Source organism: Xanthomonas albilineans, from assembly GCF_009931595.1.
GTDB classification, from domain to species: Bacteria; Pseudomonadota; Gammaproteobacteria; order Xanthomonadales; family Xanthomonadaceae; genus Xanthomonas_A; species Xanthomonas_A albilineans.
The window spans coordinates 2,149,655-2,173,753 of the sequence record NZ_CP046570.1 but is presented as its reverse complement, the minus strand read 5'-3'; the positions used below and the strand labels follow the sequence as shown (position 1 = coordinate 2,173,753).

16 protein-coding genes and 1 pseudogene are annotated in these 24,099 nt (G+C 63.5%); 15 read left to right on the top strand and 2 right to left on the bottom strand.

Annotation, left to right across the window (positions count from 1 at the left end):
* Positions 1 to 42: 42 nt before the first annotated feature.
* The gene (cysS, locus tag XaFJ1_RS09135) at positions 43 to 1,437 is read right to left on the bottom strand and encodes a cysteine--tRNA ligase (RefSeq protein WP_045756906.1); all 1,395 of its coding nucleotides are present in this window, start codon (positions 1,435 to 1,437) and stop codon (positions 43 to 45) included.
* A gap of 143 nt (positions 1,438 to 1,580) precedes the next feature.
* Between cysS and XaFJ1_RS09130 the strand changes: the two genes are divergently transcribed.
* The 15 genes and pseudogenes from XaFJ1_RS09130 to XaFJ1_RS09060 form a co-directional block, all read left to right on the top strand.
* Positions 1,581 to 2,111 (top strand): glycine zipper 2TM domain-containing protein, encoded by a 531-nt coding sequence (locus XaFJ1_RS09130; protein ID WP_012916385.1) that lies wholly within the window; start codon positions 1,581 to 1,583, stop codon positions 2,109 to 2,111.
* A gap of 299 nt (positions 2,112 to 2,410) precedes the next feature.
* Positions 2,411 to 3,445, top strand: coding sequence for an N-acetylornithine carbamoyltransferase (locus XaFJ1_RS09125; protein WP_012916384.1), 1,035 nt, complete (start codon positions 2,411 to 2,413; stop codon positions 3,443 to 3,445).
* Positions 3,446 to 3,511: 66 nt separating this feature from the next.
* Positions 3,512 to 4,732, top strand: a complete 1,221-nt coding sequence (locus XaFJ1_RS09120; RefSeq protein ID WP_012916383.1) for an argininosuccinate synthase — start codon at positions 3,512 to 3,514, stop codon at positions 4,730 to 4,732.
* A gap of 134 nt (positions 4,733 to 4,866) precedes the next feature.
* On the top strand, positions 4,867 to 5,319 hold the full coding sequence (locus XaFJ1_RS09115; RefSeq protein WP_012916382.1) for a GNAT family N-acetyltransferase: 453 nt from the start codon (positions 4,867 to 4,869) through the stop codon (positions 5,317 to 5,319).
* A 6-nt stretch (positions 5,320 to 5,325) separates the two neighbouring features.
* On the top strand, positions 5,326 to 6,423 hold the full coding sequence (locus tag XaFJ1_RS09110) for an acetylornithine deacetylase (protein WP_012916381.1): 1,098 nt from the start codon (positions 5,326 to 5,328) through the stop codon (positions 6,421 to 6,423).
* 56 nt (positions 6,424 to 6,479) lie between these two features.
* Positions 6,480 to 7,796, top strand: a complete 1,317-nt coding sequence (locus XaFJ1_RS09105; RefSeq protein WP_012916380.1) for an acetylglutamate kinase — start codon at positions 6,480 to 6,482, stop codon at positions 7,794 to 7,796.
* Positions 7,797 to 7,810: 14 nt separating this feature from the next.
* Complete coding sequence (locus XaFJ1_RS09100; RefSeq protein ID WP_012916379.1) at positions 7,811 to 8,428, top strand: GNAT family N-acetyltransferase; 618 nt, start codon at positions 7,811 to 7,813, stop codon at positions 8,426 to 8,428.
* A complete protein-coding gene (argC, locus tag XaFJ1_RS09095) occupies positions 8,425 to 9,396 on the top strand; it encodes an N-acetyl-gamma-glutamyl-phosphate reductase (RefSeq protein WP_012916378.1) in 972 nt (323 codons plus the stop codon). The genes XaFJ1_RS09100 and argC overlap by 4 nt, the downstream gene beginning before the upstream one ends.
* A gap of 48 nt (positions 9,397 to 9,444) precedes the next feature.
* Positions 9,445 to 10,743 carry an argininosuccinate lyase gene (argH, locus tag XaFJ1_RS09090; protein ID WP_012916377.1) on the top strand — a complete coding sequence of 433 codons (1,299 nt, stop codon included), beginning with the start codon at positions 9,445 to 9,447 and terminating at the stop codon, positions 10,741 to 10,743.
* Between the two features lie 57 nt (positions 10,744 to 10,800).
* Positions 10,801 to 11,058, top strand: coding sequence for a YciI family protein (locus XaFJ1_RS09085; RefSeq protein WP_012916376.1), 258 nt, complete (start codon positions 10,801 to 10,803; stop codon positions 11,056 to 11,058).
* Between the two features lie 16 nt (positions 11,059 to 11,074).
* Positions 11,075 to 12,241 carry a glutamate 5-kinase gene (gene proB, locus XaFJ1_RS09080; RefSeq protein ID WP_012916375.1) on the top strand — a complete coding sequence of 389 codons (1,167 nt, stop codon included), beginning with the start codon at positions 11,075 to 11,077 and terminating at the stop codon, positions 12,239 to 12,241.
* Between the two features lie 170 nt (positions 12,242 to 12,411).
* A complete protein-coding gene (locus XaFJ1_RS09075; protein ID WP_012916374.1) occupies positions 12,412 to 13,674 on the top strand; it encodes a glutamate-5-semialdehyde dehydrogenase in 1,263 nt (420 codons plus the stop codon).
* Positions 13,675 to 14,007: 333 nt separating this feature from the next.
* Positions 14,008 to 15,924, top strand: a complete 1,917-nt coding sequence (locus XaFJ1_RS09070) for a CocE/NonD family hydrolase (RefSeq protein ID WP_012916373.1) — start codon at positions 14,008 to 14,010, stop codon at positions 15,922 to 15,924.
* A 1,491-nt stretch (positions 15,925 to 17,415) separates the two neighbouring features.
* Positions 17,416 to 21,531: a YadA-like family protein gene (locus tag XaFJ1_RS09065; RefSeq protein ID WP_161525168.1), complete on the top strand. Its 4,116-nt coding sequence runs from the start codon at positions 17,416 to 17,418 to the stop codon at positions 21,529 to 21,531.
* Between the two features lie 156 nt (positions 21,532 to 21,687).
* Positions 21,688 to 22,366: pseudogene (locus tag XaFJ1_RS09060) on the top strand (IS3 family transposase); the annotation flags it as partial.
* Positions 22,367 to 22,490: 124 nt separating this feature from the next.
* Here XaFJ1_RS09060 and norR read toward each other — a convergent pair.
* Entirely contained in the window at positions 22,491 to 24,041 is a 1,551-nt protein-coding gene (norR, locus tag XaFJ1_RS09055; RefSeq protein WP_012916369.1) for a nitric oxide reductase transcriptional regulator NorR, read from the bottom strand.
* Between the last annotated feature and the right edge of the window lie 58 nt (positions 24,042 to 24,099).

Here is a 24,099-nt window from a genome sequence, read left to right as displayed (position 1 = left end):
AATACAATAAGGTTCTGGATAGAGCGCAGCGCGAGATGCCGATCAGCCACGCTTCCAGCGAATGCCTTGCGGTGTGTCTTCGAGCACGATGCCGGTGTCGGCGAGTTGTTGGCGGATGGCGTCGGCACGGGCGAAGTCGCGACGTTGTTTGGCTGCGCTGCGTTCGTCGATCAAGGCCTGGATGGACGCATCGTCGGCATTGTCGGCGCCTTGGAACCAGACGTTGGGATCTTGTTGCAACAGGCCCAGGGCGAGCCCGGCGCCGAGCAGGTTGGCTTTTACATGGGCAAGCTCGGCGTGTTCGGCTGGACCAATGTGCTCGGGTTTGGACAGGAGCGTGCGGGCGCGCGAGGCGAGTGCGGAAAGCTCGGCCAGCGCCTTTGGGGTATTGAGGTCATCGTCGAGCGCGATGTCCACTTCGGCGGGGATATCCGGCTCGGCGGAATAGCCGGACAGATCGCGCAGCGTCCCATACAACCGATCCAGCGTGTTCTTCGATTGCGTGATCAGCGCCTCCGACCAGTCTAGCGGTTGTCGATAATGCGCGCTCAGCAGCGCGTAGCGCAGTGCTTCTGGCGGATGCTTGGCGATCAGCTCGTGCACCGTTTCGATGTTGCCCAGCGACTTGCTCATCTTGGCGCCGCTGAAGGTGAGCATGCCGTTGTGCAGCCAGAAGCGGGCAAAGGTGGCGCCGCCGTGGGCGCACTGGCTCTGCGCGATTTCGTTCTCGTGATGCGGGAACTGCAGATCCACGCCGCCGGCATGGATGTCGATGGTCTCGCCCAGGTGCGCGGCGGCCATCGCCGAGCACTCGATGTGCCAACCCGGGCGGCCACGGCCCCACGGCGAGTCCCAGCCAGGCAGGTCGTCGCTGGAGGGCTTCCACAGGACGAAGTCACCCGGGTCGCGTTTGTACGGCGCCACGTCGACGCGGGCGCCGGCCAACAGTTCTTCCGGGTCGCGCCGCGAGAGTTTGCCGTAGTCGGCGAAGCTGGCCACCGCGAACAACACGTGACCCTCGGCGGGGTAGGCGTGGCCGTTGTCGATCAGTCGCTGGATCATCGCCACGATCTGCGGGATGTGGGTGGTCGCCTGCGGCTCGATGTCCGGCGGGGCGACGCCCAGCGCGGCCATGTCCTGCCGGTAGATGGCGGCGAAGCGGTCGGTGATCGCGCTGATCGGCACGCCCTGGGCCTGCGCGGCAGCATTGATCTTGTCGTCCACATCGGTGATGTTGCGCGCGTAGCGCAGCCGCCCGTACCGCCGCCGCAGCAGCTTGGCCAGCACGTCGAACACCACCGGGCCGCGCGCGTTGCCGATGTGCGCGTAGTTGTACACGGTCGGGCCGCAGACGTAGAAGGTCGGGCCGGCATGCGGATCGAGCGGTTCGAAGGCGTCGAGCTGGCGAGTCAGGTTGTTGTACAGGCGCAGGCGCATCGGCATCGGGCATGAAGAGGCTGTTCGATTCTACCGGTAGTAGTTGTGGACTGGGTGGGTCATGCTGGCCTGGACATGCATTCAGCCCGACGCAAGCCGCAATGCCTACACTGACCAGTCTGCCACCGCAAAGCCCGCTGCCAATGCGTCCAAAGTTGTTGTCGCCGCTGCTCGGCATGCTTGTTTGCGTTGCGACGGTGTCCGCAGCGCAGGACAACGAGGAGCATAATCGGGTGGTGGTGATCGAGAACGTCAGGCTGGAGTACGCGCAGGTGCTTAACGTGGAGCCGGTCTATCAGACCTTGCGTGCCACTCGCACCGAACAGCGGTGCGACCCAGCGCCGGCGATGGAGGCGGCGCCGGAGCTGCCCAAGCCCGTTCAGGACGATAGCCGGATCGGCAGGATGATGGATTCGGTGAAGGATATCTTCAGTCGCCGGCATGAGGAGCTCCCAGTCGCTCCGGCGCCTGCGGCCGCGCCATCGAGCGGACGCAATTGCACGACGGTGACAGTCGGTCGGGAGTTCCGTCGGCCGATCGCCTACGACGTGGATTATGTCTATAAGGGCACCAAGTATCGTTCGCGCCTGCCGGAAGACCCGGGCAACCGCCTGCGCATCCGCGTGTCGGTGGTGCCCTACGTCCCGGACGCGGTGGTGGTGCCGCCGCGATGAGCCCGGCTTGCGCCTGCGTCGCGCGCGTGCGACGATGCGCGCCAGTGAAAGCGAACCTGCTCCAGCATGCACTCAGTGCCGCTCGTCTTGCCTCTGGCATGACCTCGCGTGCGCGTCGACCGGAATCCCACATTTTGGCTGGGTAACCGGAGCGTCGTTGTGCTCGTTCTGAAAACCCAGCTAGAGGCTGGGTTTTTTCGTTTTCATTGTCCGGAAAGGTTTCACCCGTAAAGAAGCTATCGCGCGTCCCGCGCATGCCATCGATTTCCGGTGGTTCCCCGCAGCAAAGGTATGGATCGATGTCTCTGAAGCACTTTTTGAACACCCAGGACTGGAGCCGCACCGACCTGGATGCGTTGCTGACCCAGGCGGCGCTGTTCAAGCGCAATCGTCTTGGCAGTGAGCTCAAGGGCAGATCGATCGCGCTGGTGTTCTTCAATCCGTCCATGCGTACCCGCACCAGCTTCGAGCTGGGGGCGTTCCAGTTGGGTGGGCACGCGGTGGTGTTGCAGCCGGGCAAGGATGCCTGGCCGATCGAGTTCGATCTGGGCACGGTGATGGATGGCGAGACCGAGGAGCACATCGCCGAGGTCGCGCGGGTGCTCGGACGCTACGTGGACCTGATCGGCGTACGCGCCTTTCCGAAGTTCGTCGACTGGGCCAAGGACCGCGAGGATCAGGTGCTCAAGAGCTTCGCCAAATACTCGCCGGTGCCGGTGATCAACATGGAAACCATCACCCATCCCTGCCAGGAGCTGGCCCACGCGCTGGCACTGCAGGAACATTTCGGCACCCAGGACCTGCGCGGCAAGAAATACGTGCTGACCTGGACTTACCATCCCAAGCCGCTGAACACGGCGGTGGCCAATTCCGCACTGACCATCGCCACCCGTTTGGGCATGGAGGTGACCTTGCTGTGCCCGACGCCGGATTATCTGCTCGACGAACGCTACATGGGCTGGGCCGCGCAGAATGTGGCCGAGAGCGGTGGTTCGCTGACCATCAGCCACGACATCGACAGCGCCTATGCCGGTGCCGACGTGGTCTACGCCAAGAGCTGGGGCGCCTTGCCGTTCTTCGGCAACTGGGGGCCGGAGAAACCGATTCGCGACCAGTATCAGCACTTCATCGTCGACGAACGCAAGATGGCGCTGACCAACAACGGTGTGTTTTCCCATTGCCTGCCGTTGCGCCGCAACGTCAAGGCCACCGACGCGGTGATGGACTCGCCCAATTGCATCGCCATCGACGAGGCCGAAAATCGGTTGCATGTGCAGAAGGCGGTGATGGCCGCGTTGGTGCGCGATGCCGGACGCGACACCCGGGACGCGTAACGCGCCACGTCGACGCCGCAGATTTTCTTTATTTCATCGATTCAGCCTTCCCCCAGGAGTTCCCTCATGTCGCACCCCAATGCTGCTTCGCGTCCAGGCGCCATCGACATCGTCCTTGCCTTTTCCGGCGGCCTTGATACCAGTTTCTGCATTCCTTATTTGCAAGAGCAGGGCTATGCGGTGCATACGGTGTTCGCCGATACCGGTGGCGTGGACGAGGATGAGCGCGATTTCATCGAGAAGCGCGCGGCGGAACTAGGGGCGGCCAGCCATGTCACCGTGGATGGGGGCCCGGCGATCTGGAACGGTTTCGTCAAGCCGTTCGTGCAGGCGGGCGAGGGGTACCAGGGCCAGTATCCGTTGTTGGTTTCCGACCGCTATTTGATCGTCGATGCCGCGCTCAAGCGCGCCGACGAACTGGGCACCAAGCACATCGCGCACGGCTGCACCGGCATGGGCAACGACCAGGTGCGCTTCGATCTAGCGGTCAAAGCCCTGGGCGACTACACCATTGTGGCGCCGATTCGCGAAATCCAGAAGGAGCACACCCAGACCCGCGCCTACGAGCAAAAATACCTGGAGGAGCGCGGCTTCGGCGTGCGCGCCAAGCAGAAGGCGTACACCATCAACGAAAACCTGCTCGGCGTGACAATGTCCGGCGGCGAGATCGACCGCTGGGAGGCGCCGGGCGAGGGCACCCGTGGTTGGTGCGCGCCGCGCAGCGCCTGGCCGACCGAGCCGTTGATGGTGACGCTGACGTTCGAACACGGCGAGGCGGTGGCGCTGGACGGCAAGCCGTTGGAAGGCGCCAAGTTGCTGGCCAAGCTCAACAAATTGTTCGCCCAATATGGCGTGGGCCGTGGCATGTACACCGGTGATACCGTGATCGGCCTGAAGGGCCGCATTGTCTTCGAGGCGCCGGGTCTGGTCGCACTGCTGGCCGCGCACCGCGCGCTGGAGGACGCGGTGCTGACCAAACAGCAGAATCGCTTCAAGCCGGACGTGGCACGCAAGTGGGTGGAGTTGGTTTACGAAGGCTTCTACCACGATCCGCTGAAGACCGATCTGGAGGCGTTCCTGCATTCCTCGCAGTCCATGGTCAATGGCGAGGTGATGCTGGAGACGCGCGGCGGTCGCGTCGATGCGGTGGCGGTGAAGTCGCCGCATCTGCTCAATGCCAAGGGCGCGACCTACGCGCAGTCGGCGGACTGGGGCGTGGCCGAGGCCGAGGGCTTCATCAAGCTGTTCGGGATGAGCTCCACGTTGTATGCGCAGGTGAATCGCTGAGCGCAAGGCCCCTTTCCCCTCGGGAGATGGGTGAGGGTACGGCAACGAAGCCCTCGCGCAGCTCACGGCACGAGGCTTCGCCCCCCCTCATCCGCTCCCTTCGGGGGCATTCTCCCGCTGGAAGTGTTGTTCTGATGGAATCCATGGCCGCACTGCGCATCAGCACCGACAACGAGGAACTGGATCTGCCCTTGATCCACCGCTTTCTCAGCGAGCAGGCTTACTGGTGCCTGGGCATTCCGCTGGAGACGGTGCGACGGGCGATCGCCGGTTCGCTGTGCTTCGGCGGCTACCTCGGCGCAGTGGGGCAGGTGGTGTTTGCTCGCGTGATCACCGATGGCGCGACTTTCGGCTATCTCGCCGACGTGTTCGTGCTGCCGGAACACCGCGGCCATGGCTACAGCAAGCAGTTGATGGCAGCGGTCATGGCCCACCCGCAACTGCAAGGCCTGCGCCGTTTCATGCTGGCGACCTCCGACGCGCATGCGTTGTACGCCCGGCACGGCTTCGCCGCGCCGGAGCGGCCGCAATCGCTGATGGAAATCGCCCACACCGACCTCTATCGCACCAGTACCACGGCTGCCTGACCCACCATGACCGATCTGCTCACCTCCACCCTCGATCACCTGCAGGCGCTAGTCGCCTTCGACACCCGCAACCCGCCGCGCGCGATCACCACTGCTGGCATCTTCGATTATCTGCGCGCGAAACTGCCTGGCTTCCGGGTCGAGGTGATCGATCACGGCGCCGGCGCGGTCAGCCTGTACGCGGTGCGGGGTACGCCGAAGTATCTGTTCAACGTCCATCTGGACACGGTGCCGGATTCGCCGCACTGGAGCGCCGACCCGCACGTGATGCGTCGTACCGAGGATCGGGTGATCGGCCTGGGCGTGTGCGATATCAAGGGCGCGGCGGCGGCGCTGATTGCCGCAGCCAACGCCGGCGATGGCGATGCGGCGTTCCTGTTTTCCAGTGACGAGGAAGCCAACGATCCGCGTTGCATCGCCGCGTTTCTGGCGCGTGGCATCGCCTATGAGGCGGTGCTGGTGGCCGAGCCGACGATGAGCGATGCGGTGCTGGCGCATCGTGGCATCAGTTCGGTGCTGATGCGTTTCGCTGGCCGTGCCGGTCATGCGTCCGGCAAGCAGGATCCGTCCGCCAGCGCGCTGCACCAGGCGATCCGCTGGGGTGGCCGCGCATTGGATCATGTGGAATCGCTGGCGCATGCCCGCTTCGGTGGCCTCACCGGGCTGCGCTTCAACATCGGTCGGGTCGAGGGTGGAATCAAGGCCAACATGATCGCGCCGGCGACCGAAGTGCGCTTCGGTTTCCGTCCGTTGCCGTCAATGGACGTGGACGCATTGCTGGGGAGCTTCGCTGGCTTCGCCGATCCGGCCGCGGCGCATTTCGAGGAAACCTTTCGTGGGCCGAGCCTGCCGTCCGGCGACATCGCCCGTGCCGAGGAACGTCGACTGGCCGCGCGGGATGTCGCCGATGCGCTGGAGCTGCCGATCGGCAACGCAGTGGATTTCTGGACCGAGGCCTCGCTGTTCTCCGCGGGTGGTTATACCGCGTTGGTGTACGGCCCGGGCGATATTGCCCAGGCGCACACTGCCGACGAGTTCGTGACGCTGGAGCAGTTGCAGCGCTACGCCACGTCGGTGCATCGCATCCTCAACGGTGTGCGCTGACCCGCGCGTCTGCTGCGCCTGACCATCTTGGATTTTTTCGGACATTTTCTCCTGCCATGCACGCCAACCGTCAAACCCGTCAGACCATCGTGCGCCTGCTTTCGAGCATGGCCAGCGCCAAGGAAATCAGCCAGTATCTGAAGCGCTTTTCGCAACTGGATGCCAAGCGTTTCGCCGTGGTCAAGGTCGGTGGCGCGGTGCTGCGCGACGACCTGGAAGCGCTGACCTCATCGCTGTCGTTCCTGCAAGAAGTAGGGCTGACCCCAATCGTGCTGCACGGCGCCGGCCCGCAATTGGATGCGGAACTGGCCGCGGCGGGGATCGAGAAGCGCACCGTCAACGGACTGCGCGTGACTTCGCCGGAAGCGCTGGCGATCGTGCGCCGGGTGTTCCAGACCTCCAACCTGAAATTGGTCGAGGCGTTGCAGCAGAACGGTGCGCGCGCCACCTCGATCACCGGCGGGGTGTTCGAGGCGCAGTACCTGGATCAGGCCACTTACGGCCTGGTCGGCGAGGTCACTGCGGTGAATTTGGCGCCGATCGAGGCCAGCCTGCAAGCCGGCTCGATTCCAGTCATCACCAGCCTGGGCGAAACCCCCAGCGGCCAGATCCTCAACGTCAACGCCGATATCGCCGCCAACGAACTGGTGCGGGAATTGCAGCCGTACAAGATCATCTTCCTCACCGGTACCGGCGGCTTGCTCGACGAGCGCGGTACGGTGATCGACTCCATCAATCTGTCCACCGAGTACGCGCACCTGATGCAGCAGCCGTGGATCAATGGCGGCATGCGGCTGAAGATCGAACAGATCAAGGATCTGCTGGACCGGCTGCCGCTGGAATCGTCGGTGTCGATCACCCGCCCGGCCGACCTGGCCAAGGAACTGTTCACCCATAAGGGCTCCGGCACGCTGGTGCGACGTGGTGAGAGGGTGTTGCGTGCGACCTCGTGGCGCGAGTTGGACATGGCGCGCTTGAGGACGCTGATCGAATCCAGTTTCGGTCGCACCCTGGTGCCGGACTATTTCGACACGACTCGATTGCTGCGCGCCTACGTCAGCGAGAACTACCGTACTGCGGTCATCCTGACCAACGAGGACGGCTACACTTATCTGGACAAGTTTGCGGTACTCGACGACGCGCAGGGCGAAGGCCTTGGCCGCGCGGTGTGGAACGTGATGCGCGAGGAAACGCCGCAGCTGTTCTGGCGTTCGCGGCACAATAACCAGGTCAACATTTTCTATTACGCCGAATCCGACGGCTGCTTCAAGCAGGAGAAGTGGAAGGTGTTCTGGTACGGGCTGGAGAATTTCGAGCAGATCCAGCACTGCGTGGCACATTGCGCCGGTCGCACGCCGACCTTGCTGGGTTGAAATTCACCGCTGCCATGTTTGCATCCTCTTGCGATCTTACCGAGGCTTGGCGCCGTGTACCCACCTTGCGCGGGCGCCACGTTAGCCTAGAGCCGCTGCAGCCTGCGCATGCTCAAGGCTTGCGTGCCGCGCTGGCCGGCAGTGGCCTGGACACGCTGTGGTACACCAGCGTGCCGGCGTCGGAGCGGGTGGATGCCTATGTCGCAGGTGTTCTGGAGTTGCAGGAGCTTGGCTGCGTGCTGCCGTTCGTAGTGCGCGACGCGCACGGCGAGATTGTCGGCAGCACGCGCTTTTACGGCCTGGACCCGCAGGTGCCGACGCTGTCGATCGGTTACACCTGGTATGCGCCGCGCGTGCAGCGCACCGGCGTCAATACCGAGGCCAAGCTGCTGTTGCTCGGTCATGCCTTCGATACCCTCGGCTGTCTCAGCGTGGCGTTCGAGACAAGCTGGTTCAACCATGCTTCGCGCGCGGCGATCGCACGGCTGGGCGCCAAGCAGGATGGGGTGCTGCGCAACCACAAACGCCATCCCGATGGCACGCCGCGCGACACCGTGGTCTTCTCCATCATCGATACGGAATGGGCCGGGGTGAAACGTCACCTGCAGTTCCGCCTGGATTCGCACGCATGAGCACTTCCGTTTACTCCATCTGCATCGTCGGCGCGCGCGGTCATACCGGCGCCGAACTGATCCGCCTGATCGCTGCGCATCCGCAATTGTGCTTGGCCTTCGTGTCCTCGCGCGAATTGGACGGTCAGCGCGTCGACGTGCATCACGACGCCTACCAGGGCGAGCTGCGCTACGAAAACCTGGATCCGGAGGCGGTCGCGGCCAAGCGCGCAGACGTGGTCGTGCTGGCGCTGCCCAACGGCAAGGCCGCGCCCTACGTGGCCGCGCTGGAGGCGGCGCAACAGGCGGACGCGACGGCGGTGGATCCGGTGATCGTGGATCTGTCCGCGGACTATCGCTTCGATCCTAGTTGGTACTACGGCCTGCCGGAACTGACCCGGACGCGCTATGCCGGGCAGCGGCGGATCAGCAATCCCGGTTGCTACGCCACCGCGATGCAGTTGGCGGTCGCGCCGTTGTGCGAGCAACTGGCCGGCCCGCCGCAGTGCTTCGGTGTCTCCGGCTACTCCGGTGCTGGCACCACGCCGTCGGACAAGAACGACCCGGCGCTGCTGCGCGACAACCTGATGCCGTATGCGCTGACCGACCACCTGCACGAGCGCGAAGTGTCCGCGCAACTCGGCCTGCCGGTGGAGTTCATGCCGCACGTGGCGGCGCATTTTCGCGGCATCACCATGACCGTGAACCTATGGCTGCAGCAGCCGATGACGCTGGATGCGGTGCAGCGTCGCTACCGCGAGCGCTATGCCGGCGAAGCCTTGATCGAGGTGCTGGACACCGCACCGTGGGTGAGTCGCATCGCTGGTCGCCATGGCGTGCAGATCGGCGGCTTCACCCTGGCGCCGGGCAACAAGCGGCTGGTGCTGGTGGCGACGCTGGACAATCTGCTCAAGGGCGCGGCGACGCAGGCGATGCAAAATCTCAACCTGGCGCTGGGATTGGACGAATTGACGTCGATTCCGGTGTGACATCATCTGGACCCGCAACCTGGGTCCCACACAAGAGCCTCTCTCCCCATGACCAATCTCCTGTGGCAAAAACCCGGCGTTGCCGTCGATGCGCAGATCCAGGCATTTCTGGCTGGCGACGACGTGCTGCTGGATCGCGAATTCTTCCTGCACGACATCGCCGCCAGCGGCGCGCATGCCGAAGGCCTGCAGCGCATCGGCATCCTCTCGGTGGACGAACTGGCTGGATTGCAACGCGAGCTGGCGATGCTGGCCGAAGACTTTCGCCGCGGCGCATTCGTCCTCGATGCGCGCTTCGAAGACGGGCATTCGGCGATCGAAACGCGGCTGACCGAGCGCCTGGGCGATGCCGGGCGCAAGATCCACACCGGACGTAGCCGCAACGATCAGATCCTGGTTGCGACGCGACTGTGGCTGAAGGACAAGCTGACGCGTTTGGCCCAGCTCAGCGCCGAGATCGCCAAGGTCGCGTTGGACCGCGCGCAGGCCGAGCAGGATCTGCCGGTGCCCGGCTATACCCACATCCAACGTGCCGTAGTGTCGTCGGCGGGCATGTGGTGGGCTGGCTGGGCCGAGGCCTTCATCGACGATGCGTTACGCGCCGGCGATACGCTGCGGCTGGTGGACTGCAATCCGCTCGGCACCGCCGCCGGCTACGGTGTCAACCTGCCGCTGGATCGTGACCACACCACCGCTGCGCTGGGCTTCGCACGCCTGCAGGTCAGCCCGATCTACGCGCAATTGTCGCGCGGCAAGTTCGAAATGGCGGCACTGGAAGCGCTCGGTAGCGCCACCTTGGATCTGCGCCGTCTGGCCTGGGACCTGTCGCTGTTCACCAGCGGCGAGTTCGGATTCGTCGCGTTGCCGGCGCAGTACACCACCGGCAGTTCGATCATGCCCAACAAGCGCAATCCGGACGTGATCGAACTGATGCGCGCCACCCATGCCAGCGTGGCCGCGGCGCGGACCGAGATCGAACAGCTGCTCTCGCTGCCCTCCGGCTATCACCGCGATTTGCAAAGCAGCAAGGGGGCGATTTTCCACGGTTTCGGTCGTGGTCTGGCCGCACTTGAGTTGTTGCCGGCGTTGCTGGCCAATCTGGAGTGGCGCCAGGACATGCTGCGGGCGGCGATCGACTCCGGTATGTACGCCACCGACGTGGCCGTGGAAGCGGCGCTGGCCGGGGTGCCGTTCCGCGAAGCGTATCAGGCGGCGGCGGCCACCGCTGACAGCGCTGGGCAGGGGCGCACGCCGGAAGGCAGCCTGGCCGCGCGGGTGTCGCCCGGCGCCGCCGCAGATCTGCGCCTAGCGCAATTGCAGGCGCGTTGGCACGCGCTGGGTGGCTAATGCCGATCACCGCCGCGCCTGGCGCACACCGAACCGATCCAGCAAGGACACCTGACGATGACACACTACTTGGTCATGGCGATGCGTAAGCCGACGTTTCCGGAGTCGGTGATCCAGCCGCACCGCGATTTTCTCGCCGCCCTACGCGCGCAGGGGCTGTTGGAACTCACCGGCGGTTTCGCCGACGGCAGCGGCGGTGCCTATGTGTTGAAGAACGTCGCCAGTCTCGAACAGGCGCGGGCGATTGTCGCCGAGGATCCGTTGCTGTTGCAGAATGCGTCCGAGTTGACCATCTACGCTTGGAATACCCATTGAGCCGCACGAGGCCACGATGAGCGTACCGACCGCCCCCATCGCTGTGTCCGCCTTCGCCGAGCAGGTGCTGCCGCCATGGCGGCGCGCGGTGCTCAAGGTCGGTAGCAGCTTGTTGGCCGCCGATGGCGGCGGCGTCAGTCCGCGCTTCGCGCTGGGTCTGGCGCAGTTCGTCTCCGCCAACCTGGCGGCCGGGCGCGAACTGGTGATCGTCTCCTCCGGCGCGGTCGCCGCCGGCCGCGCGATTGTGCCCAAAGCGGCCGAGGCGGGCGCGGCGCTGGCCGCGCGGCAGGCGCTGGCCGCGCTCGGTCAGGCGCAACTGATCGCGTTGTGGCAGCGCTTCTTCGAGCGACCGGTGGCGCAGGTGTTGCTGACCCACGACGATCTGCGCAACCGCCGCCGCTACCTCAACGCGCGCGCGACGCTGTGCGAACTGCTGCGGCTGGGCGCGTTGCCGGTGGTCAACGAGAACGACACCGTGTCGGTGGACGAACTCATGCTGGGCGATAACGACAATCTTGCCGCAATCGTCGCCGCGCTGATCGATGCCGATGCCTTGTTCATCGCCACCGACATCGATGGCCTGTACACCGCCGATCCGCGTCGCGACCCGCAGGCGCAGCCGTTGCACGAGGTGCAGGAGCTGAGCGCGACGGTGCTGGCGATGGCCGGTGGTCGCGGCAGCGGTGTCGGCACCGGCGGCATGCGCACCAAGTTGGAGGCGGCGGCCAAGGCTGGCGCTGCCGGCATCGAGACCTATCTGTTCAACGGTCGCAGTGCCGAGGTGGTGCGCGCGCTGGCGCAGGACCGTCTGCGCGGCACCCGCATCCATGCCGCACGTACCCGCATCGCCGCGCGCAAGTACTGGTTGCGCCATGTGCCGGTGGAACCCGGTGCGATCCGGATCGACGCCGGTGCTGCGGTCGCGCTGGTCGAGAAGGGAGCTTCGCTGTTGCCCGGCGGCGTTGCTGGCGCCGATGGCGAATTCCGCCGTGGCGACATGGTGGAGGTACGCCTGCGCGACGCCGCTGGCGAGCGCTGCCTGGCACGCGGCATCAGCCAGTACGCGGCGCCGGACATCCGTCGCATCGCCGGTCGTCATTCGCGCGACATCGAGGCGATCCTGGGCTACAACTATGGCGAGAACGTGATCCATCGGGACGATCTGGTGCTGCAAGCGCCGTGATCGGGGATCCGGGAACGGCTGCATCGCGTTACGCTCGCGTGGTCGCGCCGAGATCGCGCCGAGATCGCGCCAGCGCGAGTGGCTCGGTTCGCACATCCGCCGAACGCGCGGCTTTTTAAGGATCATGCATCTCGCTTTAATTCAATCATCCGATCATCTGGAACCGCGCCATGACGTCCATCCGCTCCCTTGTCCTGCAATGCCGCGATGCCGCGCAGGTGCTGGCGCAGTTGTCGTCCGCGGCCAAGCAGGCGTTGCTGGAGGCGATGGCGGCGGCGTTGCAGGCCGATGCCGAGTGCATCCTCGCCGCTAATGCGCGCGATCTGGACGCGGCGCGGGCCAAGGGCGTCGGCGCGGCGTTGCTGGATCGGCTGGCGCTGGACCACCCGCGCCTGGACGCGATTGCCGCGGCGTTGCGCGAGGTCGCGGCGCTGCCCGATCCGGTTGGCCAGATCACCCGCGACGACGTGCGCCCCAACGGCATCCGGGTGCAGAAAATCCGCGTGCCGCTGGGTGTGGTGGCGATGATCTACGAGGCGCGTCCGAACGTGACCGCCGATGCCGCGGCGCTGTGTATCAAGGCCGGCAACGGGGTGATCCTGCGCGGCGGCTCGGAAGCGATCCACTCCAACACTGCCATCGCCGCGGCGCTACGCCGCGCGCTGCGAGAGGCCGGTCTCGGCGAGGCCGCGCTGACCCTGGTCGAGGACCTGCGCCGCGAGACGATGCTGGAGTTGCTGCAGCTCAACGATCTTGTCGATCTGGCGATCCCGCGGGGCGGCGAGGGCCTGATCCGCTTCGTCGCCGAACACGCGCGCGTGCCGGTGATCAAACACTACAAAGGCGTGTGCCATCTATTCGTGGACGCCTCGGCCGACTTGGACCTGGCGGTGAAGCTGCTGATCGACGGCAAGACCACGCGTCCGGCCGCCTGCAATTCCCTGGAGACGTTGTTGGTCCACGCCGACATCGCCGCGCGCTTCCTGCCGTTGGCGGCACGAGCGCTGCGCCAACGCGGCGTGGCCCTGCGTGGCGACACCGCCACCTGCGCGCTGCTGCCGCAGATCGAACCGGCCAGCGACGACGACTACGCCGCCGAGTACCTCGATCTGATCCTGGCGATCGCGGTGGTGCCTGATCTGGACGCGGCGATCGCGCACATCCGCCGCTACGGTTCGGACCACACCGAGGTCATCGCCACCACCGATGCCGCCAATGCCGAGGCGTTCGTGCAGGCACTGCGCGCGGCGGTGGTGATGGTCAATGCATCCTCGCGGTTTTCCGATGGTGGCGAGCTGGGCCTCGGGGCGGAGATCGGTATCTCGACCACGCGCCTCCACGCCTATGGCCCGATGGGCCTGGACGCGTTGACAGTGGAGCGTTTCGTGGTGCGTGGCGAAGGTCAGGTGCGGCACCCAGACACCGCGTCCTGACGGCCATCGCGTACCTGGGCGCGGCTTGCGCCAGCGGCATTGACGGCGGTGTTGGGCGATGTCCGGCGCGCATGGACGGCGGTCGCGTTCATCCGGCTGGGTCTGCTCGGCAGTCTGCCGTGGAGCGGCATGATCGGCTCGCGCTGCAATCGATGCCTGGCCTCGGCGCTGGTGGGTGTGGCGATTTGTGCTGGTGGTTTGCATCTGGCGTATCGGGAGGCCGGGTTATCTGGCGAGCGTCGAAGCCAGCAACCCGATACCTTTGACACTTTCCAAAATGCGCTTTGCCGTCTAGCGTGGCGAACTTGCCTTCTAATTCGATACGATCAGCCCATGCGCCGTTTTGCTCCCCGCCTGCTTGCCACTGCCATCGCCTTCATGATCGCCGGTGGTGCGATCGCTCAGACCGCGCCCATGACCCCGGACATCACCGGCAAGCCCTTCGTCGCGCCGACCGTGGCGGACGACTACATCAAGCGGGAGGTGATGATTCCGATGCGCGACGGGGTGAAGCTACATACCGTCATCGTGCTGCCCAAGAACGCGCACGGCGCGCCGATCCTGCTGACTCGCACGCCCTACGATGCCAGCGGCCGCGCCAGCCGTCTGTTCTCCCCGCATATGCGCGACCTGCTGCCGCAGAGCGATGAGGTCTTCGCGGAGGGCGGCTACATCCGCGTATACCAGGACGTGCGTGGCAAGTACGGATCCGAGGGCGATTACGTGATGACCCGGCCACTGCGCGGTCCGCTCAATTCCACCAAGGTGGATCACGCCACTGACGCCTGGGACACCATCGACTGGCTGGTCAAGCACGTGCCCGAGTCCAACGGCAAAGTGGGCATGATTGGCTCGTCTTACGAAGGCTTTACCGTGGTCATGGCGCTGACCGATCCGCATCCAGCGCTGAAGGTGGCGGCGCCGGAAAGCCCGATGGTCGATGGTTGGATGGGCGATGACTGGCTCAACTACGGTGCTTTCCGGCAAGTCAACCTGGATTACTTCACCGCCCAGCTGAGCAAGCATGGCAAGGGGACGAGCATTGCGCGTCAGGGTTACGACGACTACAGCAACTTCCTGCGTGCCGGTTCGGCCGGCGCCTACGCCAAGGCCGCTGGCCTGGAGCAACTACCGTGGTGGCACAAGCTCACCGAGCACCCGGCTTACGATGCGTTCTGGCAACTCCAGGCGCTGGACAAGGTCATGGCGCGCACCCCGTTGAAGGTGCCGACGATGTGGCTGCAAGGATTGTGGGATCAGGAAGACATGTGGGGCGCAATCCACAGCTACGCGGCGATGGAGCCGCGCGACACCGGCAACGACCGCAATTATCTGGTGATGGGGCCGTGGCGGCATAGTCAGGTCAACGCCAGTGGCGCATCGTTGGGCGCGTTGCAGTTCGATGGCGACACCACGCTGCAATTCCGCCGCGACGTGCTCAAGCCGTTCTTCGACCAATACCTGGTGGATGGCGCGCCCAAGGCCGACACGCCACCGGTGTTGATCTACAACACCGGTGCCAATCACTGGGATCGCCTGCAGCACTGGCCATTGAGCTGCGCGCAGGGTTGCGCGGCGCAGAGCAAGCCGCTGTACCTGGAAGCTGGCGGTAAGGTGTCGTTCGAGGCGCCGAAGGCCGGGCAGGGCGAGTACACCGAATACGTGTCCGACCCTGCCAAGCCGGTGCCGTTCGCGCCGCGCCCAGTCGCGTTCGAAGACCGTGGCATGTGGACCACCTGGCTGGTCCACGACCAGCGTTTCGTCGACGGTCGCCCGGACGTGTTGACCTTCGTCAGCGAGCCCCTGCAAGCGCCCTTGCGCATCGCCGGCGCGCCACAAGTGCACCTGCAGGCCTCCACCAGCGGCCGCGATAGCGACTGGGTCGTCAAGCTGATCGATGTGTACCCGGATCAGATGGCCTCCGATCCCCAAATGGGTGGCTACGAATTGCCGATATCGCTGGCGATCTTCCGTGGCCGTTACCGCGAGAGTTTCGAACATCCCGCGCCACTGGCGCCAAACCAGTCGCTGGCCTACACGTTCGGCTTACCGACCGCCAACCACACCTTCCAGCGCGGCCACCGCGTGATGGTGCAGGTGCAGTCCAGCCTGTTTCCGCTGTACGACCGTAATCCGCAGACCTACGTGCCGAACATCTATTTCGCCAAGCCCGGCGATTACCAGAAAGCCACGCAGCGGATCTGGCACACGCCACAACAACCCAGCTTCATCGAACTGCCGGTGTATTGAACATGCCGTGAGCGTTCTCGTGTTGCATTTGTGGGACGCTTGCTGGCGGGCGTCCCATCGCGGTGCCGCGCGCTACCGCTGTCGGCGTCGGATATCGTGGTTTGGCCAGGCACACTCGCAGGTAATGAAGGTGCTTGTGCTATCCAATCTGTGGGTGATGTCCCCAACGTTGTTGCGGGTCAGATTGCACGTCAACGTCGAGCGTTGTTGTGGGGTTATCTGCGTGCACGATGTCAGTTTCGCTAAAAAAGTGGAAGAGCTCGGCTCCACACGCAGGCATCAGCGGTAGAGCTGATCGAAAGCCTCAGGCTGAGAGTCTTACGTAGATCTCTACAGTGGCGAACCTGCATTGTCGCGTCGATTAAAGCGTCGGCCCTAAAAAACTCAACATAGTCTCGTCGCAAAAATCGTAGCTGTACTTGAGGTGCAGCAATCCGGCCATCGGCTGGATCGATGGCGCCTGGCGTTCACCGCGGACAGGGTCTGCCGGCATACACATTGAAAGCGTCTTTTGCAGTGCGGACCATGGCGTTTTCCCGATCAACTGGGACTGAGGTTGTCGCAGAGCAATCTGGTTCTCAAGAGCCGAACGGAGCAGGTTTTCACTGGGAAGCGTTATCGATGGCAGAACGAGGAAGGCGTTTGCTCGAACGTTGCAAGGAAGTCGATGTCAGCGTAACGAAAGTGGATGATCCATACGCGCCTCGCAGGGTACCAAGTGCATCAATTAAAAATCGATGCTGGGTTTATCATGGGTAATTAAGGGGATGGGTATCTCAATATTTTAGTGAAACAGATGATTTGAAATTTATGTTTCCTTTGTTTCATGGGTTGATTGGCGATGTTTTCACGAATTTTCTGGTGAATTTTTTGATCATTAGGAATGCGGCATGACGATGGCGTGAAACCCATAAAATTTTTTCATGGCTTTGTCTACGCTTAGTGCGCGCGTGGTGGTGTATAAGTTTATCTCTAATATTTCCTCTTAATTTTCGCTTTGAATTTTGGAAATACGTAAATTTCGAGAAGTAATAAGAGGTAGAGGTCATCTTTTCCTTGATATGAGGATGAATTCGACTTCATGGAGATGAGAGTGAAGTCGGCGCTCTGAGGATCCGATTGGGATCAAGTGTTGTTGAATCAAAGGGCGATGTGTCGTTCGTCGATAAATTTATAAATTATTTTTTGGGTTGAAGTGATTTGACCCTTGTGTCGTCGTTGCTGCATCTTGCTTCGTTGCTCGTCGTAGTGCGATATCGCGCATCGTCAAAGTTGCTTCGTTTTATTTTTATTGGAAAATCTCGGGCTCTAATTTTTCGCTGTGATGTTTCATCAGTGGTCTTATGTCTTTATTATGTAAAAAAATAAACATTCCGATAATTCATTGCCAATAGGGCGATTGATCGATAATTCCCATTGGCGCACACGCAGGGGAAATGAATGAAGACGCCATACAGCAATAGCTGGAACGCAGTCGTTGGACACGCAAAGATGATCTTGAAACTGGACGCGTGTGCTGTCGTGGCCGGCAGCGGCATTGACCCGCGGCGTCGATCGCGGTTGACCGCATCCGCGCTGGCGCTGGCGCTGGCAAGTGCGGGTTGCTCGGCGACGTGCTGGGCCAGCGTCTTTGCCCCGATTAATTCCAGTGGCACGGTCACTACCTGTAACTCTGGCGCAGGCGTTCTCGTCGGCAGGAACAATCCTGGGGCCACCAATGCCTACCCGGTCGATGGCTCGGGCACCTATGCAAACGTGGCCGGTTGCAATGCGACCGGTGCCGGCCTGGATGCGGTCAGTATTTTCGGTAGCTTCGGTCAGGCGACGGGTGCCGGCGCTTCCGTGTTCGGTTTCCAGTCCACGGCCGCGCGCTGGGCATCGGCCTTTGGCCTGCAGACTCAGGCTAGCGGTATCGCCAGCACCGCGTTGGGTTTCGGCAGCAATGCCACTGCATTGAACAGCGTTGCCATCGGCGGTGCCGGCGGCGCTGGCGGCGTGGGGACACTCCCGCTGTCTCAGGCCAATTCGACGACTGCTTCGGGAGACGGTTCAGTGGCAATTGGCAGTAATTCCACCAGCGGCGCGCAGGCCTCTGGCACCGGCGCCATCGCCATCGGTGGCCAGTCGGTGTCGTCGGCCAGTAACACCATCGCCATTGGCACGAATGCCCAGGCCACGGTGATCGCTGCGGTAGCGATGGGCACCAATGCGATGGCTGCACAGCAAGCCGTGGCGATCGGCAACAATGCGGTCGCCAATGCGCTGCTGGCAACAGCGTTAGGTAATGCAGCGACCGCAAGCGGTACGGGCTCGGTTGTGGTCGGCAGCGGCGCCAACGACAATGGCGCCACCAGCAGCGTGGTGATCGGCCGTGGCGCGAGCATCGCCGCCGGCATCGCTGGTGTCAGCGTGGCGTTGGGGCAGGGCAGCAGGGTGACCTCCGCGGGGGTTGGTACCACGGGTACCACGCTCAATGGAACCACCTATTCCTTCGCGGGGACCTCGCCGGTCGGTACGCTCAGCGTGGGCAGCGCTGGCAACGAGCGCACGCTGACCAATCTGGCCGCGGGGCAGATCGGGGGCAGCAGCACTGATGCTGTCAATGGCAGCCAGTTGTTCGCCACCAACAGCGCCGTGCAGAGCTTGGGCAGCACCGTGAACAGTATCAATAATGGTCTAGGCATCAAGTATTTCCATGGTAATTCGACGCAAACCGATGCGACCGCCACCGGCACGGACAGCGTGGCGATCGGTCCGGTCTCCAATGCGCAGGGCGTGTCGGGTATCGCCATCGGCAATGCCGCTCAATCCGGCACCACTGGCAAGAACGTGGCGATCGGCGCCACGGCGTCGGCCAATAGCGGCACGACGGCGGGCGGAGCGGTGGCGATCGGCCTGAGTCAAAACGCCAGTGGCGACGGCGCGGTGGCGATTGGCGATCCCAACGTCTCCAACGGGACCGGCGCGGTGGCGGTGGGCGCGGACAACACGGCTGCCGGTGATACCGCTGGCAACACCGCGGCCAACGGCGCAGTCGCCATCGGTAATGCCAATAGTGCGATCGGGCAAGGCGCGGTGGCATTGGGCAATGGGTCCACCGCCGGTGCGGCGAGCGCCATCGCGCTGGGCGATACCGCGACGGCCAACGGCTCGAACGCCATCGCGCTAGGCGGTAGCTCCACCGCCAGTGCGCAACGTGCGGTGGCGATTGGTAACTCCTCCACCGCCGGTGGCACCAACGCGGTTGCACTGGGTTTCTCCACCACTGCAAATGGTCTGGGTTCGGTGGTGATCGGCAGCGGCGCCAGCGACAATGGCATCACCAGCAGCGTGGTGATCGGCCGCGGCGCGAGCATCACCGCGGGCGTCACCGGGGTCAACGTGGCCTTGGGGCAGGGCAGTAGCGTGACTGCGACGGCGGTCGGCACCACGGGCACCACGCTCAACGGGACGACCTATTCCTTCGCGGGGACTTTGCCGGTCGGCACGCTCAGCGTGGGCAGCGCCAGCAATGAGCGCACGCTGACCAATCTGGCCGCGGGTCAGGTCAGCGCCAGCAGCACGGACGCCGTCAATGGCAGCCAGTTGTTCGCCACCAACAGTGCCGTGCAGAGCTTGGGCAGTAGCCTGGGTAATATCAATAACGGCGGCGGCATCAAGTATTTCCGTAGTAATTCGACGCAAGCCGATGCGACCGCCACTGGCACGGATAGCGTAGCCATCGGTCCGGTCTCCACCGCCAGTGCGCAGAGTGCGGTGGCACTGGGCAACGCTTCCAGCGCCGGTGCACAAAATGCGCTCGCGCTGGGTTTTTCCACCACCGCGAATGGTGTGGGTTCAGTGGTGGCCGGCAGCGGTGCCAGCGACAATGGCGTCACCAGCAGCGTGGTGGTTGGCCGCGGCGCGAGCATCACCGCGGGCGTCACCGGGGGCAACGTGGCGTTGGGCCAGGGCAGCAGAGTGACCGCAACGGCGGTCGGCACCACGGGCACCACAATCAACGGGACCGCCTATTCCTTCGCCGGGACCTTGCCGGTCGGCACGCTCAGCGTGGGCAGCGCCAGCAATGAGCGCACGCTGACCAATCTGGCCGCGGGTCAGGTCAGCGCCAGCAGCACGGACGCCGTCAATGGCAGCCAGTTGTTCGCCACCAACAGTGCCGTGCAAAGCCTGGCCAGCACGGTGCAGACCACGACCATCCATTACTACAGTGCCAACGACAACGGCGTGGCCGGCAGTAATTTCGCTAACGATGGCGCCACCGGTGGCAATGCGACGGCGGTGGGGAAGAATGCGCTGGCCTCGGGCCAGGGAGCGTTTGCGGCTGGCCTGGGCGCATCGGCCAGCATCGACAACAGCATAGCGCTGGGGTCCGGTGCCGTCTCCAATCGTGCCGTGGCCGCCGCTACCGGCACCATTCCCGCGGGAAGTTCGCTGATCAGTTACAACACCACGGACCGCACTTTGCTCGGTGCGCTCAGCCTTGGCAGCAGCACCAGTTATCGGCAGATCACCAATGTCGCCGACGGCACGCAAGCGCAGGATGCGGTGACCGTTCGTCAGTTGGCCGGCTCGCTGCAATCCTTTGCGGTGACCCCGATCCAGTATTTCCATGCCAACTCCACCGCGACCGATGCATTGGCGGTGGGCGCCGAATCGGTGGCGGTGGGGCCGCAGACCGTGGTCAATGGCGATAACGGCATCGGTGTCGGCAATGGCGCGGTCGTGCAGCAAACCGCACCGGGCGGCATCGCGATCGGTCAGGGCGCCAATGTTCAGCTGGCCGATGCGGTGGCATTGGGCACGGCGGCATCGGCGGCGGCCACACAAGGTGTGGCGGTTGGTGCTGGCAGCAAGGTGAGCCAGGCAGGTGGCGTTGCGTTGGGCGCAGGCGCGGTGGCCTCCACTGCCGCCGGTGCGGCGGGGTATGTGCCCAGCAATGCCACTGCCAGTCAGAGTGCAGCGATCAACGCCACCACCAGTACGCTGGCGAGTGTGTCGGTCGGCAATGCGGCCAACGGTGCTTATCGCCAGATCAATGGGGTGGCGGCAGGTTCGCAGGACAGCGATGCGGTCAACGTGGCGCAGCTCAAGGGTGTGCAGTCGCAGGTGCAGCAGGTGCAGAATGGTTCGGTCGGCTACGACACCAATGCCGATGGCAGCATCAATTACCAGAGCCTGACCCTGGGGCGTGGCAATGCCGCCGGAGTCAGTGCTCCGGTGACCGTGCATAACGTGGCCGCGGGTACGGCGACGACCGATGCGGTCAACGTCGGCCAACTCAATGCGGGTGTCCAGGCCGCGAAGGATTGGTCAAAGACTTATACCGATCAACGTTTCGCAAGCCTCGACAGCAATATCGGCAAAGTCAGTGAACGCGCCAATGCCGGCACTGCGGCCGCGATGGCGATGGCGAGCCTGCCACAGGCCTACCAGCCGGATCAGAACGCCATGGCGGTGGCATTGAGTAGCTACCACGGACAAAGCGGTATCGCGATCGGCCTTTCCACGGTTTCCGAAAGCGGCAGTTGGGTTTACCGGCTTAGCGCCAGTTCCAACAGCCGTGGCGATACCGGTGCGTCGATTGGTGCGGCACGGTTCTGGTAGTCGGTCTTGCAGTGCGATTGCTCCCATGGCAGGCGCGACAGCGCATGCCATGGGGGTAGTGACACACTCCAGCATGCGACACCATCCGGGCGTGAATCTCGCGACTGGGCTTGCGACCGTTATACGGATGAGTTCAAGGTTGAGGCGGTCCGCCAGGTGATCGATCGCGGGTTCAAATTGGCGCAGGTCGCCGAGCGGCTAGGCGTCACCGCGCACAGCCTGTACGCCTGGCTGCGCAAGTTCGGCAACCCTGGCGTGGTGCAGCGTGCCGAGTTGGACCAGAGCGTGGAGGTTCGGCGCCTGAAGGCCGAGTTGCACCGTGTGACCGAGGAGCGCGACATCCTAAAAAAGGCCGCCGCGGACTTTGCCAAGCGGTAAAGGCAAAGTCCGCTTTTATGTAGGCTCATCGCAAGGAATTCAGGCTGTGTGCGATGTGCCGCGTGTTGCGCGTCAACCGGGCTGGTTATGACGCCTGGTGACGCTCCCCCAAAGTGAGCGCGCCAAGCAAGACGAGCGCTTGCTGAGATTGATCGAGTACCACTGGCTTGCCAGCAGTAGTGTCGATGGGCATCGCAAGATCGCCAAGGATCTGCGTGAACGTTGCAATCGCCATCGGGTGCATCGGCTCATGCGCAGGCAGGGGTTGCGTGCCCAGGTGGGCGATGGTCGCAAACCGCGCTTCGATGGTGGAACGCAGTGTAAATCGGCCGCTAACCTACTTGATCGGCAGTTCGAGGTGACAGCCTGGGCGAGCGATTTCACCTTCATCCGCACGCATGAAGGTTGGATGTACCTGGCGGTTGTGATCGATCTGTTTTCAAGCCAGGTCGAGGGTCATGAGTGTTTACGGAACCCTGGGCGTATCAGCAGCACTGTCACGGGCTTTCAAGGCCCACAGTGGTATTTCTCCTCGTCAGTGGAGGCGTAAGCTCCCCCGTCAAGCATGCGCCTTACCGGGACTAGGCGGGGCCCTTGATGCCCATGCGCTTGGCCATGCGTGCCAAATTGGCGCGATCCAAGTGCAGCTCACGGGCCGCCGCTGCCCAACGGTAGTTGTGTCGGTCGAGGGCGTTGCGGATCAGGCTCTCTTCAAAGGCAGCGACTGCACCTCGAAAGGTGCCTGTGATGGAGGGTGGGCGTGTGGCCTGCAGTGGAGTGCTGAGTGGTTCATGCACTGCAAGACCAAGATCGCTTGCACTCAGAGATAGGATGCGGGGGCGCGTGGCTTGTTCGCCCAATGCGCGAATGACCGCTCGCCCGATGGTGTGCTCCAACTCCCGCACATTGCCAGGCCAGTCATACGACAACAGTGCCGCCTGGGCACTGGCATCTAGTCGCAGCCCGCCGAGCCGATGGCGTGCACGGGCCTCTTCCAAGAAAAAGCCGCTCACGGTCAGCACATCGCGGCCTCGATCCCGAAGGGGCGGCACAAAGAGTGGAAACACGCTGAGACGATGATAAAAATCGGCACGCATCAGGCCTTGGCGCACCTGTAGAGCCAAGTCGCGATTGGTGGCCGCAATGACGCGCACATCCACGCGGTGTTCGCGGTCTGAGCCTAAGCGCTGCACCTGTCCTTCTTGCAGCACGCGCAGCAGTTTGGCCTGGGTGGCAAGTGGGAGCTCGCCTACCTCGTCCAAAAACAGCGTGCCGGTATGGGCAAGCTCAAATTTCCCGCGCCGATCCGAAACGGAGCCGGTGTAGGCGCCTTTGACATGGCCAAAAAGCTCGCTTTCAACCAGTGTGTCTGGCAAAGCTGCACAGTTGATGCTGATCATGGGTTTGTCTGCTCGCATCGACGCGCCGTGAAGCGCTCGCGCGACCAGCTCTTTGCCAACCCCTGTTTCTCCTTGAATGAGCACAAAAAGATCACTGGGGCCGGCTAAACTGATGTCTTTGAGAAGTTGCTTGATCGCTTTGCTTTGGCCAATGAGCTGTCGCACTGAACGATGGTTTTCGAGCGCATAGGCTACTTGCTCTTGTGCTGCTTTCGCCTGGTCAGCCAGCGCCCGAATGCGGGATGAAGCCGCCACTGACGCACTTGCCAAACTTGCAAAGGCTTCAAGGAGGTCAAGTTCGACACAGGAGAAGCGTTCGGTTTCGAGCGCATCGAGGGTCAAGAGCCCCCAGGGCCTTCCTTCGACAGTGAGCGCGCATCCAAGGCAATCGTGGACGGGCAAATGCCCATGAATGCCTTCCACCAGCCCGTCATACGGATCTGGCAAAGGGCTGTCGGCAGGAAAGCGAATGGGGCCTTTGGCATTCAGAAGTTCAGCCAAACGCGGGTGCTCAGTGACTTGGAAGCGCCGACCCAGTGTGTCTGGGCTAAGACCATTGACGGCCACCGGCACCAACTCCTGACCTTCCAAGCGAAGCAGGGCTGTGGCATCGCAAGGCAAGAGAGCCCGAAGCCCTTGGAGAAGACGACGATACCGCTCGGCATCTGGCAGGTCCTGGGTGAGGTCGCTCAGAAGAGGCAATAGGGCGGCAAGTTGGTGGGCGTGAGTCATTTCGACGACCTAAGAGTCAAAGTGACTCCGTGACGACGAGGTCATTATGACTCGAATG

Bases quoted from the DNA above. Each gene is read 5' to 3' on its own strand.
- cysS (WP_045756906.1), bottom strand. From the start codon at position 1,437: ATGCGCCTGCGCCTGTACAACAACCTGACTCGCCAGCTCGACGCCTTC.
- XaFJ1_RS09130 (WP_012916385.1), top strand. From the start codon at position 1,581: ATGCGTCCAAAGTTGTTGTCGCCGCTGCTCGGCATGCTTGTTTGCGTT.
- XaFJ1_RS09125 (WP_012916384.1), top strand. From the start codon at position 2,411: ATGTCTCTGAAGCACTTTTTGAACACCCAGGACTGGAGCCGCACCGAC.
- XaFJ1_RS09120 (WP_012916383.1), top strand. From the start codon at position 3,512: ATGTCGCACCCCAATGCTGCTTCGCGTCCAGGCGCCATCGACATCGTC.
- XaFJ1_RS09115 (WP_012916382.1), top strand. From the start codon at position 4,867: ATGGAATCCATGGCCGCACTGCGCATCAGCACCGACAACGAGGAACTG.
- XaFJ1_RS09110 (WP_012916381.1), top strand. From the start codon at position 5,326: ATGACCGATCTGCTCACCTCCACCCTCGATCACCTGCAGGCGCTAGTC.
- XaFJ1_RS09105 (WP_012916380.1), top strand. From the start codon at position 6,480: ATGCACGCCAACCGTCAAACCCGTCAGACCATCGTGCGCCTGCTTTCG.
- XaFJ1_RS09100 (WP_012916379.1), top strand. From the start codon at position 7,811: ATGTTTGCATCCTCTTGCGATCTTACCGAGGCTTGGCGCCGTGTACCC.
- argC (WP_012916378.1), top strand. From the start codon at position 8,425: ATGAGCACTTCCGTTTACTCCATCTGCATCGTCGGCGCGCGCGGTCAT.
- argH (WP_012916377.1), top strand. From the start codon at position 9,445: ATGACCAATCTCCTGTGGCAAAAACCCGGCGTTGCCGTCGATGCGCAG.
- XaFJ1_RS09085 (WP_012916376.1), top strand. From the start codon at position 10,801: ATGACACACTACTTGGTCATGGCGATGCGTAAGCCGACGTTTCCGGAG.
- proB (WP_012916375.1), top strand. From the start codon at position 11,075: ATGAGCGTACCGACCGCCCCCATCGCTGTGTCCGCCTTCGCCGAGCAG.
- XaFJ1_RS09075 (WP_012916374.1), top strand. From the start codon at position 12,412: ATGACGTCCATCCGCTCCCTTGTCCTGCAATGCCGCGATGCCGCGCAG.
- XaFJ1_RS09070 (WP_012916373.1), top strand. From the start codon at position 14,008: ATGCGCCGTTTTGCTCCCCGCCTGCTTGCCACTGCCATCGCCTTCATG.
- XaFJ1_RS09065 (WP_161525168.1), top strand. From the start codon at position 17,416: ATGATCTTGAAACTGGACGCGTGTGCTGTCGTGGCCGGCAGCGGCATT.
- norR (WP_012916369.1), bottom strand. From the start codon at position 24,041: ATGACTCACGCCCACCAACTTGCCGCCCTATTGCCTCTTCTGAGCGAC.